The following is a 13,379-nucleotide window of genomic DNA, read 5'->3' as shown; positions in this document are numbered from 1 at the left end:
CAGTCTGCTGCGGGCAGTATAGGGCAGGCGGACGGTAGCGGCACGACAGGGGCGGCGGCGCGCGTTCGTGCCGATAAACGCAACTAACGGTCTGGGCGCCAGCCGTCCTGAAATCCCGGCCGCAACGCGCCTTCGATGCAGCCAGGTCTACAGGCCGGCGCCGGCGGCCGGTTCCTACGCCTTGTAGCCGATCGTGCGCAGCAGTTCCTTGCGCCAGCGGACGTCGTCGTCATTTTCGACACCGAGCGGCCCAAAGCCGTCGACGACGCCGACGATCCCGCGTCCTTGCGCGGTTTCCGCGACGATCACGTCGGTCGGGTTCGCGGTGGCGCAATAGATCCGGCAGACCTCCGGCACGGCCTTGATCGCATTGAGGACGTTGACCGGATAGAACCCGTCGCCGAGGAACACGATGAACGCGTGACCGGCGCCGATCGCACTGGCGTTGCGGCATGCCAGTTCGACGAGCGCCGCATCGGTGCCGGAGTGGCGCACCAGCCGCTTGCCCGAGGCCTCGCAGAAGGCGAGCCCGAAGCGGATGCCGGGCACGGTGCCGACCAGCGCCTCGTGGATGTCCTCGACGGACTTGATGAAATGCGACTGGCCGAGGATGAAATTCACGGTCTCGGGCTTGTCGACGGCAACGGTTTGCAGTTGCAGCATGGCGGACCTCGTCTCGCGATGCGGCGCGTGCGCCGCAATGGGCTCTTCAAGCTTAATACGCGGCGGCCGGCGACGAAAGCCGCGCGGGCGGCCTATCCTTCGTTGTGTGTGGCGCGCGCTGCGCGAAGGCAACGGAGGCAGACATGGACGTGCGACAAGGCTTCGTCGACTGCGTGGGGCGCACGCCGCTGATTCGCCTGACGAAGCTCAGCGCCGAGACGGGCTGCGAGATCCTGGGTAAGGCGGAATTCATGAATCCGGGCGGGTCGGTGAAGGACCGCGCGGCACTCTACATCATCCGCGATGCCGAGCGGCGCGGCGTGCTGAAGCCGGGCGGCACCGTCGTCGAGGGCACGGCGGGCAACACCGGCATCGGTCTCGCGCACATCTGCGCGGCGCGCGGCTATCGCTGCGTGATCGTGATTCCCGACACGCAATCGCCGGACAAGATGGCGATCCTGCGCACGCTCGGCGCCGAGGTACGCCCGGTACCGGCGGCGCCCTACCGTGACCCGAACAACTATCAGAAGATTGCCGGGCGGCTCGCGGACGAACTCGACAACGCCGTGTGGGCCAATCAGTTCGACAACGTCGTCAATCGTCAGGCGCACTACGAGACGACCGGGCCCGAAATCTGGCGCGATACGGCGGGCACGATCGATGCGTTCGTCTGCGCGACCGGAACGGGCGGCACGCTGGCCGGCGTGAGCCGTTATCTGAAAGAGCAGAATCCCGACGTCCGGATCGTGCTGGCCGACCCGCACGGCAGCGGGCTCTATGGCTACGTGAAAACGGGCGACCTCGGTGCGGAAGGCAGCTCGATCACCGAAGGCATCGGATCGACGCGCGTCACCGAGAACCTGGCGGGCACGCCGATCGACGACGCCGTGCGGATCGACGATCAGCAGTGCGTGACGATGGTCTACCGGCTGCTGCGCGAGGAAGGGCTGTACGTCGGCGGATCGAGCGGCATCAACGTCGCGGCGGCGGTCTGGCTGGCCGGCCGGATGGGCCCGGGGCACACGATCGTGACCTTGCTGTGCGACCGCGGCGACATCTATCGCGCGCGGCTTTTCAATCGGGAATGGCTGCGCGAAAAGGGGCTGGACCCGGGGACGGAACCCTGGAGTTGAGCCAGTGTGCGGCGCGGGAGAGGCGAGGATTTCCATCCGCCCGAATGCGACCTATGCTGAACGAATCCGGAGCGAACTTCGTTCGCCCGATCGTTCAGACGAGGTGTGCCATGCCTGTGTCAGCCACCCTGCAGGATTGCCTGCGTCAGAAGTCATCGCGGTACGAAGTGGTGTACCACCCCTATAGCCATACGAGCATGGAGACGGCCGCTGCCGCGCATATTCCCGGCGATCGCCTCGCGAAAACCGTGCTCCTTGAAGACGACGAAGGCTACGTCGCCGCCGTATTGCCGACCACATATGCCGTGCGCCTGTCGGATCTCTGGGTGAAGACGGGACGCCATCTCGTGCTCGCCCGGGAGGTCGAACTGCGCGAGCTGTTCAAGGATTGCGACATGGGTGCGCTGCCGCCGGTTTGCATGGCGTACGGAATGAAGACGTTTCTCGAGGAACGTCTCGCGCAGCAGCCGGAAGTCTATTTCGAGGCCGGCGACCACGAAGCGCTGATCCACATGATGCAGGATGAATTCCTGATGCTGATGGAGACGGCCGAGCGCGCGCATTTCTCGCACAAGATGCAGGGCATGCAGTCCTGACGTGCGCGGCGCGTGGGTACGGGGCGATGCGCGTGTGACAACGCTGCGTGTCGGGGGATGGGGTGTGTCGCGAGACAGTTAATTCGATGTACGAAACTATTTTGATTGCCTGGTGAGGGTGAGTTCAGGCTGAAATTTGTATCGTATTGCAGATTAACTGCCTGGATATCGATGCTGCTTCGGACGTTTTTAGGAAGCGGTGTAGACCAGCTCGATGCGGTCGACAAGCGTATCGGGCGACCGGTGCGGACGTCGACGAGGCGAGGGCGCACACCCTGCCGCTCCCTTCCCGGACGGCTCATTTTGGTGCAGCGCGGGAAATATGCCGATATTTATGTTGAATCGGCTTAATATCCTATTTTGCATATATCCATACAATTAAATTACTGTTTTAATAATAAAAGTTTGATTTGTGCTTACTGGAATATTATTTGAATAAACCCTCCAAACTTTGTATTCGGGTATCAAATAAAGTTTGACGTCAAAATTTTTTCCTTGCTATCTTCTGCTCCCAAGTGAACGGCACAAATGACATCACCGTGTAACGAACGGCGAACCGTCATGCGAAACGCGAGGTGCCGCCCGCTCAGCTGACAATTGCCTGACCGTGCAGGCGCGTGGTTTTCCGGTTCAATGCCGGGCCGCGCCGGCCGGAACGATTCCTTGAAAAAGAATGAATTGGAATTCGAATGCAATTCTTTCAATTCGGATTGCTAATTGAATTTGAAATGAAATGTTCGGGTTGATGCGGTGGCGATGCCGACCTGGCTTCGCCGCCGGCAGCAATCCGAAACTGGGCGAATCGCTTGGGGGATGGGATGGTGGGCATGAAAGTCGAAGAACGTCTGGTTACGTCGAACAGCGGACTGGCTACGCTGGGCCGTCCGCGAGAGTTCGGCAAGAAGCAACAGAATCCGGTGCGCCGGTTCGGTGGCATCGGAATCGTCCTGGTGCTGCATGCAGTGCTGATCTACGCGCTGCTCAACGGCCTCGCGACGAAAGTCGTGCAGGTGATCCAGCATCCGATCGAAACCCGCATCATCGAGCCGGTCAAGCCACCGCCGCCACCGCCGATGCCCGTGGTCAAACTCCCGCCGCCGAAATTCGCGCCGCCGCCGCCGCCGTTCGTCCCGCCGCCGGAAGTGCCGGTGCAGGCGCCGCCGCAGGCGACGATCACGCACCAGTCGGCCCCGGTACCGTCCGCGCCGGCCGTGCAGGTGCCGGTCGTGGCGCCTCCGGCCCCGGCCAAGCCCGTCAGCCATGACGTAGGTGTGGTCTGCCCGAATTCGGACACGCTTCGCGCGTCGATCCAGTATCCGAAGGAAGCGCAGGAAAACAACATCACGGGCGACGTGACGATCGAGTTCGTCGTGGATGCGGAAGGGAACATCACGAACGAGCGCGTGGCGCAGTCGGCGGATCCGATCCTCGATCGCGCGGCCTACAACACCGTGAAACGATTCAAGTGTGTCGCGCAGGGCCAGTCGGTGCGGGTCCAGGTACCGTTCTCGTTCAATCTGAATTGATGCAGTGGGCGGCCCGGCGCGAACCGGGCCGGGGAAAACCATCTCGAACTGACGTATTAAGTTCACCGAAATAATTGGAGTGGGGAATGACGAAGCGTTCACTGGCCGCGCTGGCGGCAAGCATCCTGATGTCCGTCGCCGCAATCGACGGGTTCGTTGCGCCGCAGCTCGCCCATGCGCAGGCAAGCGGCGCGGCCGGCACATCGGCGCAGGCCGCGGCGCCGTCGGCCGCACCGGCCCCGGCTCCGGCCGCTGCCGAGCCGGCTCCGCCGCCTGCGCCGGCCACGACGGAAGCGGTCGAGAATCCGTACGGGCTCGGCGCGCTATGGAAGAACGGCGACTTCGTCGCCCGTTTCGTGCTGATCCTGCTGGTGATCATGTCGATGGGAAGCTGGTACATCATGATCACGAAGTTCGTGGAACAGTTGCGCGCGAATCGCCGCGCGAAGCTGGCGGACGCGCAGCTCTGGTCCGCGCCGTCGCTGGCCGAGGGCGCCAAGCTGCTCGACGAGGCGTCGCCGTTCCGGTTCATCGCCGAAACGGCGATCGAGGCCGGCGAGCACCATGAAGACGCGCTGCTGGAAGCGGTGGACCGCAACACGTGGATCGACGTCTCGGTCGAGCGCTCGATCACGAACGTGTCGAACCGGATGCAGGACGGGCTGGCCTTCCTCGCCACGGTGGGCTCCACCGCGCCGTTCGTCGGGCTGTTCGGCACGGTCTGGGGGATCTATCACGCACTGACGGCCATCGGCATTGCCGGCCAGGCGTCGATCGACAAGGTCGCGGGCCCGGTGGGCGAGGCGCTCATCATGACCGCGATCGGCCTCGCCGTCGCGGTGCCGGCGGTGCTCGGCTACAACTTCCTGGTCCGGCGCAACAAGTCGGTGATGGAGCGGGTCCGCAACTTCGGCGCGCAACTGCATACGGTGCTGCTGGCCGGCAATCGGCGCCCGGTGCGCGCGGCGGCGTCGCCGGCAGCCGCGTCGCTTGCGAACTGATCGGCTGACGGAGACGCGCGATGGCCATGAACGTCGGGCAGGACGATAGCGACGAGGTGATCGCCAACATCAACACGACGCCGCTCGTCGACGTGATGCTGGTGTTGCTGATCATCTTCCTGATCACGATTCCGGTCGTGACGCACACGATCCAGCTTCAGCTGCCGAAGGAGACGGTGCAGCCGCTGCAGACGACACCGAAGAGCATCGAGATCGCGGTGAACCGCGACGGTGATTTCTTCTGGGGCGAGCAGCTGGTGGACGCACAGACGCTGCTTGCGAAGCTGAAGGGCGTGTCGCAGCAGCAGCCGCAGCCGAGCGTCCACGTGCGCGGCGATCAGAACACGCGCTACGAGTTCATCGGCCGGGTGGTCACGATGTGCGAGCGCGCGGGGATTGCGAAACTGTCGTTCATTACGGAGCCGCCTGCGCGCGGGGGGTAGTCGCGCACGGGAATGGGGGTGAAACAGGGGGCCGGCGGCAGGGTTGAGGCACTGACGCTGGCTGACGGTGACGCACTGGGCCGGTGTAAGGGCAAAAGCGCCGGCGCGGGTCGACCGTGATGTATGGGGCTGCGTGGGTGCTGAAGCGCTAACGTGGATCGACAGGAGTCGACGATGGGAATGAATGTGCCTTCGGGCGGAAGCAACGCCGAACCGGAAGTGATGGTCGATATCAACACCACGCCGTTGATCGACGTGATGCTGGTGTTGCTGATCATGCTGATCATCACGATCCCGATTCAGATGCATTCGGTGAAGATGGACCTGCCGGTCGGTAATCCGCCGCCGCCGGCCACGCCGCCGGAAATCGTGCAGATCGACATCGACTTCGACGGCACGACGACATGGAACGGTGCGCCAGTGCCGGACCGCGCGGCGCTCGAGTCGAAACTGACCCAGGTGGCGGCGGAGCCCGTGCAAGCGGAGATCCATCTGCGCCCCAACAAGCTGGTGCCGTACAAGGATGTGGCCGCCGTGCTCGCGTCCGCGCAACGCGTGGGCGCGACCAAGATCGGCCTGATCGGTAACGAACAGTTCATGCAATGACGACACGGACGAGCCGATGAACCAGCGACGATGGAAACGGATGATGGCGGTGACGGCGCTCGGCGCGGCAGGCATGCTCGGACGCCCGGCGTTGCCGGCGGACGCGCTGCGGCCGGACGTGGCGAAGCCGTTGGCGGCCGCACAGGAGCTGTACCGGGCGCACAAGTATCGCGATGCGCTGGGCAAGATCGCCCAGGCGGCCGCCGTGCCGAACCGGACGCCGTACGAAACCTATATGGTCGAAGAGATGCGCGGCGCGGCAGCGATGGCGGCCGGCGACTCGGGCACGGCTGCGCAGGCGTACGAAACCGTGCTGAATTCGGGGCGGCTGTCGGGCGAGGATGAGCAGCGGACAACGGCGGCGCTGGCCGGCATCTACTTCCAGCAAAAGAACTATCCGCTCGCGATCCGGATTGCCCAGCGCTACCTGAAGGCAGGTGGATCGGATCCGGAAATGCGCACGCTGCTCACGCAGTCGTACTACCTGTCAAACGATTGCGCACCGCTCGTGAGTCAGTTGAAAGCGAGCACGGACGCGCAGGCGAATGGCGGACACGCGCCGGATGAAGGGCAGTTGCAGATGCTGGCGACCTGCGCGCAGAAAGTGAAGGACGGCAACGCGTATCGCAGCGCACTGGGGCTGCTGGTGGCCTACCACCCGAGTCCCGCGTACTGGGACGAAATGGTCACGGCCATTCGCGGCACCCCCGGCTATCTGCCGTCGCTCGACCTCGACATCTACCGGTTGCGGCGGGCGACAGGCTCGCTCGCGTCAGCGAACGCGTACATGGAGATGACGCAGCTCGCGCTGGTGGCGGGGTCGCCCGCCGAAGGCAAGCAGGTGATCGACCAGGGGTTCGCGTCCGGCGTACTCGGCAAGGATGCACAGGCCGACCGCGAGAAGCGGCTGCAGGCATTGGCCGCGAAGCGCGCGCAATCGGGCGGCGACGCCACGACGCCTGCGACGCCGATCGATACGGGCATGAACCTCGTCTTCGAGGGCCATCCCCAGCAGGGGCTGCCGATGATGGAGCAGGCGATCGCGAAGGGCGGGATCGAGCATCCCGATGCGGCGCGACTGCGGCTCGGCGAGGCGTACTACGTGGCCGGCCAGAAGGCGCGTGCGGTCCAGGTACTGCGCACGGTGAAGGGAACCGACGGTTCCGGTGACCTCGCGCGCCTCTGGACGGTGGTGGCATCCCGGTAACGCAACGGAAGGGTCCGACGGCGCACAACACGGGCGCGGTCGGCAAGCGGTGTGCCGCCGCGACAACACCGATGCACGACGGGCAGGTCAGCCGATGGAAAGGGGCAGCCTTGTTGATTAGTAAACCGAACGAAATGTGCGAGGGCTGCGTGGCCGCACGACGCGGGTGCCATGCCGCGCCGCGCGTGGCTCTCAGGCCACGGAAGCGTGCAGCCGGGTATCGCGCCGGGCCGGTCGCGTCACGGCATGGGGCGCGTCTTGACGACATCAAACCGATTTCGACTGCGAGGGTCCGTCTTTCCATGGTTTTGCCCCCTGATGAGTCGGTGCTCGTCGCCGTGTCGCTAGGCAACAAGATCCGGGCGCTGCGCCAGCGCCTGAAACTCACGCTCGACGAAACGTCGACGATCGCCGGCATTTCGAAACCGTTCCTGTCTCAAGTCGAGCGCGGCCGGGCGACGCCGTCGATCACGTCGCTGGTCCGGATCGCGAAGGCGCTGGGCGTGACGATGCAGTACTTCATCGATACGCCGACGGAGGCGCGCTCGGTATGCCGGGGCAACGCGCTGCAGTATTTCCAGTTCACGAACTCGGCCAGCCTGTTTGCCAGGCTGACGAACCTGGTGGACGGTCGCAAGCTCGACGCGATTCTCGTCCGGATGCCGGCGGGGCAGTTGTCGTCCGAGATGACGACGCATGCGGGCGAGGAGTTCGTCTACGTCCTGCGCGGGCAGGTAGCGCTGACGCTCGAGGATTGCACGTTCACGCTGAACGAGGGCGACACCGCGCATTACGAATCGACGATGCCGCATGCGTGGCGCAACACGGCCGACGAAGAGGCGGTGATCGTCTGGGTCGGAACGCCCAGGCTGTTCTAGCGACGGCGGCCGCAGCGGCAAGCCGCCACGAAGGAGAAGTACCCGATCGGCCGCGGAGGGTGTGCATCAAGGCGCGCGCACAGGCTCGCCTTGTACGGAACCCGTTGTCCGTCGAATCGGGAGGAAGCAGGCAATGCGCTCAATGTAGGTGTTTAGTATGACGAATCGAAATAGAAAACGACGGTGATGCTGGATGGTGCGGGTGATCCGAGGCCGATCCGTTCGAGTCGTGGCAGCGAAAGCGTGGCAATCGCGGGTTCCGGTACACGGGCACCCAGGACGCGCAAGGAATTCACAAGGTTCCGGCGCACAGCAGGTGGGGTCTTACTACGAGCGAGAGGGAACGAGATGAAGCAGAGAGTTTTGGCGTTGGCCATCAAGAGGATAGTCTGGGCGGAGCTGGCGCTGACGGCCGCACTGGCGCCGCCGGCGTTCGCCCAGAGCCAGCCGGCGCCGGGCGCCGTCGCGATCGCGGATGCGGTCGCGAACGGCGCGCCCGTGACCGTTGCACAGGCGAGCGGTACGCCGGGTGCCGCCGCTGCCACGGGCACCGCGGCACCCGATGCGACAGCAGGCGCAGCAGGCGCGGCAGCCGAAGCGACGCCCGCCGCACCCGGTGCGAACGGGCAGGGCAAGGTCGCGCAGATCAAGCGATTCGAAGTGACGGGTTCGCTGATCCGGCAGGCCGACAAGACCGGTTTCCAGCAGGTGCAGACGATCACGCCGAAGGAAATCCAGGCCAGCGGCGCGGTGACCGTCACCGACTTCCTGCGCGACGCGGCGGCCAACTCGGCGAACAGCTGGGGCGAAGGGCAATCGGGCAATTTCGCGGCCGGCGCGGCCGGCATCGCGCTGCGCGGCCTGTCCGAGAAGTACACGCTCGTGATGGTCGACGGCCAGCGCGTCGCACCGTACGCATTCTTTTCGAACAGCGTCGACTCGTTCTTCGACCTCAACACGATTCCGCTCAACGATATCGAGCGGATCGAAATCGTGAAGACGGGCGCCGTGTCGCAGTACGGGTCGGACGCGATCGGCGGTGTCGTCAACATCATCACGAAACACAATTTCCGCGGCCTGCAGCTCGACGGCAGCCTCGGCAGCGCGATCAACGCCGGTAACGGCGACGGCACGGTGAAGTTCGGCGTGCTCGGCGGCTTCGGCGACCTGAACGCCGACCGCTTCAACGTGACGGCCGCAGTCAGCTACTACAAGTCGAACGGCTTCACGCTGGCCGACCGCGATTCGACGCGCAACCAGGACTTCACGGGCAAGCCGGGCGGCTTCTCGCTGCTCGCGCCGTCGTACTGGAACATGCCCGGCGGCGTCGCGCAGGCGCTGAGCGGGGGCTGCCCGTTCGGCGGCTCGGTGCGTCCGGCCGTGTCGAATTCGTTGTCGGCCGGGTCGCCGGGCACGGTCTGCGCGTACAACACGGCCGAAAGCACGTCGATCCTGCCGATGACCGAGCGCCTGAACGCGAAGCTCCACGGGGACTTCAAGATCGACGACAAGACGACCGCGTTCGCGGATTTCCTCGAGAGCTACAACACGACCACGACCAACGACGGCCTGTGGAACAACGTGATCGGCAATTCGCAGAACCCGGCGCTCGTCTGGAATCCGCAGACGAAGCTGCTGTCGCCGTTCAATTTCACGGTACCGGTCAGCAACCCGTACAACACGACAGGCGCGGCCACGCCGCTCACCTATGCGTTTCCGAACACGGTCGCGCAGAAGACCTGGGCCAACTACTGGCGTGCGGCCGTGGGTATCAAGGGGTCGTTTACGCTGCCGTACGGCGACTGGGACTGGGCGACGTCGGTCAGTCACTCGCAGAGCACGGTGTCGAACGTGTTCACGAACCAGCTGAACGTCAATGCGCTGAACAACATCTACCAGAACGGGACGTTGAACTTCGCGAATCCGGCGGCAACGCCGAACGCGTTCAACGGGCTTTATCAGAATGCGAACAACCTCGGCATCTCGAAGCTCGACACGATCGACGCGACGGTATCGACGCCGAACCTGTTCCATCTGCCGACGGGCGACGTCGGCATCGGCTTCGGTGCGCAGTTCACGCACCAGAGCGAAATGCTGACGCCGGGCGCCGAATACATGAGCGGGGCCGTCATCACGCCGGACCTCGAAACGGTGGATGGCCAGCGCAACGTCGCAGCCGTCTATTACCAGATCAACGTGCCGATCCTCGAGAACCTGACGTTCAGCCAGGCGGGCCGCTACGACCACTATACGGACGTGGGCGGAGCCTTCTCGCCGCGCTTCGCGTTGCGCTACCAGCCGATCAAGGCGCTCACGCTGTATACGTCGTACAACCGCGGCTTCCGCGCGCCGACCTTCGTCGAGGACAGCAAGTCGCAGACGCTCGGCATCCAGGTCGATCCGGCCACCGGCCAGAACTACACGTCGATCACCGTCGGCAACCCGAACCTCGCGCCGGAACGCACGCGCAACTTCAACATCGGCTTCCAGGTGTCGCCGAGCCGCTACACGGATCTCGGCTTCGACTGGTACAAGATCCGCATCGACAACGTGATCGGCCAGGGCGCACCGTCGCAGATCGCGACCGACCCGACGACGGGCCAGTTGCTGTACAAGGTGATCCCGTACCAGAACCTCGGCTACCTCGACACGAACGGCTTCGAAGGCACGTTCCGCCAGGGCCTGCCGCTCAAGGGCTGGGGCACGCTCACGCTGTCGGGCGACTGGGCGTACATCAACAGCTACAAGATCGGCTTCCCGGGCGGTACGCCGGTCAATGGCGCGGGCAACAACTTCACGATCACGCAGCCGTTCGGCGGCAGCTTCCCGCGCTGGCGCGGCAACACGACGCTGGACTGGAACTACCGGAAGTTCGATGCGGCGCTGACGTGGCAGTTCACGGGCCCGTACGCACAGAACCTCACGCCGGCGCCCGCGCCGTCGAAGGTCGGTTCGTACAGCCAGTTCAACCTGATGATGTCGTACACCGGCTTCAAGAACTGGACGATCTACGGCGGGATCAACAACCTCTTCAACCGCACGCCGCCGTACGACCCGATCTTCGCGAACGGCACGCTGGACCAGAGCGGGTACGACACGTCGGTGTATTCGTATATCGGCCGGTTCGCGCAGATCGGCGCGACGTACAAGTTCTGATGGCGATCGCGATGCACTGACAGGCTTTAGACCGGCCGCTCCACGTCCACTACCCCCTTTTCGGAGCGGCCTTTTTTCGCCTGGCGCCACGACGGCCCGCAACCGGGACGCGCGGCGGCGCAGCTCATCCGATCGTGAACAGCACGAACCATCCGCGGGACGCAGCCGGCATGCGGCGTCCGGCACAGGCATCGACCGCGCGCAGGCGTCACGCCCGCACGCTTCCGGACAGACTGACCATGAGACAGTTGAAATGGCGACGGGCACGCGTACCGCGCCACGCGCACCTGAAGCGCACGCTTACGCGGATGCGCGCCGCCACGCGCGCCGCGCTGCTCGTATGCGCCGCGTGGCTCGTGTCGGGCGGCGTCATGCCGCAGGCTGCGCTCGCGGTGCAGGCGATCTCGCAATACGATCATCCGAAGTATCCGCCGGGCTTCACGCATTTCGACTACGCGAATGCCGATGCGCCCGACGGCGGCACGCTCCAATTTGAAAACTACGATGAAGCGCAAAGCTACGATTCGCTGAACCCGTTCCTCGTGCGCGGCGCGCCCGCGCCGGACATCAAGAACCTGATGTTCGACACGCTGATGCAACGCAGCTGGGACGAGCTCGCTTCCGAATACGCGCTGATCGCCGACGACGTCGACGTCGCGCCGGACGGGCTGTCGGCGACGTTCCACATCAATCCGGCCGCACGCTTCTCGAACGGCGACCCGATCACCGCGGCCGACGTCAGGTATTCGTTCGATACGCTGACGAGCCCGCAGGCCTCGCCGCTGTACAACGCACAGTTTTCGATCATCAAGCGCGCGGTGGTCGTCGACGGTCACACGGTGCGCTTCGAGTTCAAGCACGCGGAGCGCGACGCCGCGCTGATCGCGGGCGACCTGCCGGTGTTTTCGCCGAAATGGGGGCAGCGCGCGGACGGCACGCGCCCGCCGTTCGACCAGATCGCGAACGTGCCGCCGATCGCGAGTGGCCCGTACCTGATCGACCAGCGCAAGAACGACAAGCAGATCAGCTACGTGCGCGATCCGCACTACTGGGCGGCGAACCTGCCGTCGCGACGCGGCATGTTCCGCTTCGCGCACGTGTCGTTCAAGCTGTACCTGGACCAGTACACGGCGCTGGAGGCGTTCAAGGCCGGCGACATCGACGCGCGCATGGAATACAGCGCGACACAGTGGGCGCGCAAGTACGTCGGCAAGAATTTCCGCAACGGCATGCTGAAGCGCGGCGAGTTTCCCGACGGCCCCGCGCAGATGCAGGGTTTCCTGATCAACATGCGCAAGCCGATGTTCCAGGACGTGCGGGTGCGGCATGCGTTCGCGCTGGCGTTCGACTTCGACTGGATGAGCCGGATGATGTTCTACGGGCAGTATCGCCGTACCAATAGCTTCTGGGAGGCGAGCCCGTTCGCGGCATCCGGTATGCCGAGCGAGAAGGAGCTTGCGCTGCTCGAACCGTTCCGTTCGACGTTGCCGCCGGAGGTGTTCGGCCCGATGGTCCAGCAGCCGTCGACGCTGCCGCCCAACTCGTTGCGCGCGAACCTGAAGGAAGCGCGCGACCTGCTCGCGCAGGCCGGCTGGCATTACCGCGACGGCGCGCTGCGCGACGCGAACGGCACGCCGATGACGATCGAGATCATCGACGACCAGCCCGGCATGGACCGCCTGATCCTGCCGTACACGCAGGCGCTCGCGATGCTCGGCATCCACGCGTATCTGCGCGAGATCGACAGCGCGGTCTACCTGAAGCGTCTCGACAATTTCGAGTACGACATGACGACGTACATCTACCTGCCCGTGACGATCCCGGGGGCGGAGCTGACGCGCCGCTTCGGCAGCGCGGCCGCGTCGCAGCCGGGCTCCGAGAACTATCCGGGCGTGAAGTCGAAGGCCGTCGATGCGCTGATCCGCGCGGCGCTCGCGGCCGACACGCTCGACGATCTCGAGACGGCCACGCACGCGCTCGACCGCGTACTGATCAACCTGTACGCGGTGATCCCGCAGTACTACCTGCCGAATGCGCGGATCGCATACAAGGCGACGCTCGGCCACCCGGCGATCGTGCCGGATTCCTATCAGTACGAGGACTGGATCATCGACTACTGGTACGTGAAGCAGCCGGCGGCGACACCCGCGCCGGCGGCCTGACGGGAGAA

11 protein-coding genes are annotated in these 13,379 nt (G+C 64.8%); 10 read left to right on the top strand and 1 reads right to left on the bottom strand.

Going from position 1 to position 13,379, the window contains the following annotated elements; genetic code table 11:
• Window positions 1–174: 174 nt before the first annotated feature.
• The gene (locus tag ACN8ZM_RS09195; RefSeq protein WP_089450552.1) at window positions 175–663 is read right to left on the bottom strand and encodes an adenosine-specific kinase; all 489 of its coding nucleotides are present in this window, start codon (window positions 661–663) and stop codon (window positions 175–177) included.
• 143 nt (window positions 664–806) lie between these two features.
• Between ACN8ZM_RS09195 and ACN8ZM_RS09190 the strand changes: the two genes are divergently transcribed.
• The 10 genes from ACN8ZM_RS09190 (at window position 807) to ACN8ZM_RS09145 (ending at window position 13,371) form a co-directional block, all read left to right on the top strand.
• Entirely contained in the window at window positions 807–1,796 is a 990-nt protein-coding gene (locus ACN8ZM_RS09190; RefSeq protein WP_043182981.1) for a cysteine synthase A, read from the top strand.
• Between the two features lie 110 nt (window positions 1,797–1,906).
• Entirely contained in the window at window positions 1,907–2,392 is a 486-nt protein-coding gene (locus tag ACN8ZM_RS09185; protein ID WP_043183190.1) for an aminoacyl-tRNA deacylase, read from the top strand.
• A gap of 827 nt (window positions 2,393–3,219) precedes the next feature.
• Complete coding sequence (locus tag ACN8ZM_RS09180; RefSeq protein ID WP_420209847.1) at window positions 3,220–3,918, top strand: energy transducer TonB; 699 nt, start codon at window positions 3,220–3,222, stop codon at window positions 3,916–3,918.
• 86 nt (window positions 3,919–4,004) lie between these two features.
• Entirely contained in the window at window positions 4,005–4,919 is a 915-nt protein-coding gene (locus ACN8ZM_RS09175; RefSeq protein ID WP_043182979.1) for a MotA/TolQ/ExbB proton channel family protein, read from the top strand.
• Between the two features lie 20 nt (window positions 4,920–4,939).
• Window positions 4,940–5,362, top strand: a complete 423-nt coding sequence (locus ACN8ZM_RS09170; protein WP_011352158.1) for an ExbD/TolR family protein — start codon at window positions 4,940–4,942, stop codon at window positions 5,360–5,362.
• A gap of 174 nt (window positions 5,363–5,536) precedes the next feature.
• Window positions 5,537–5,968, top strand: coding sequence for an ExbD/TolR family protein (locus ACN8ZM_RS09165; protein WP_011352157.1), 432 nt, complete (start codon window positions 5,537–5,539; stop codon window positions 5,966–5,968).
• Window positions 5,969–5,984: 16 nt separating this feature from the next.
• Complete coding sequence (locus tag ACN8ZM_RS09160; protein WP_420209846.1) at window positions 5,985–7,175, top strand: tetratricopeptide repeat protein; 1,191 nt, start codon at window positions 5,985–5,987, stop codon at window positions 7,173–7,175.
• Window positions 7,176–7,477: 302 nt separating this feature from the next.
• Window positions 7,478–8,053: a helix-turn-helix domain-containing protein gene (locus ACN8ZM_RS09155; protein WP_043182976.1), complete on the top strand. Its 576-nt coding sequence runs from the start codon at window positions 7,478–7,480 to the stop codon at window positions 8,051–8,053.
• Window positions 8,054–8,401: 348 nt separating this feature from the next.
• The gene (locus ACN8ZM_RS09150) at window positions 8,402–11,209 is read left to right on the top strand and encodes a TonB-dependent receptor (protein WP_043182975.1); all 2,808 of its coding nucleotides are present in this window, start codon (window positions 8,402–8,404) and stop codon (window positions 11,207–11,209) included.
• Between the two features lie 239 nt (window positions 11,210–11,448).
• Window positions 11,449–13,371 carry an extracellular solute-binding protein gene (locus tag ACN8ZM_RS09145; protein WP_420209845.1) on the top strand — a complete coding sequence of 641 codons (1,923 nt, stop codon included), beginning with the start codon at window positions 11,449–11,451 and terminating at the stop codon, window positions 13,369–13,371.
• The last annotated feature ends 8 nt before the right edge of the window (window positions 13,372–13,379 follow it).

This window comes from Burkholderia aenigmatica (genome assembly GCF_048627025.1).
In the GTDB taxonomy this organism is placed as follows: Bacteria; Pseudomonadota; Gammaproteobacteria; order Burkholderiales; family Burkholderiaceae; genus Burkholderia; species Burkholderia aenigmatica.
The sequence above is the reverse complement of the archived record's forward strand: the minus strand, read 5'-3'. Positions and strand labels throughout refer to the sequence as shown.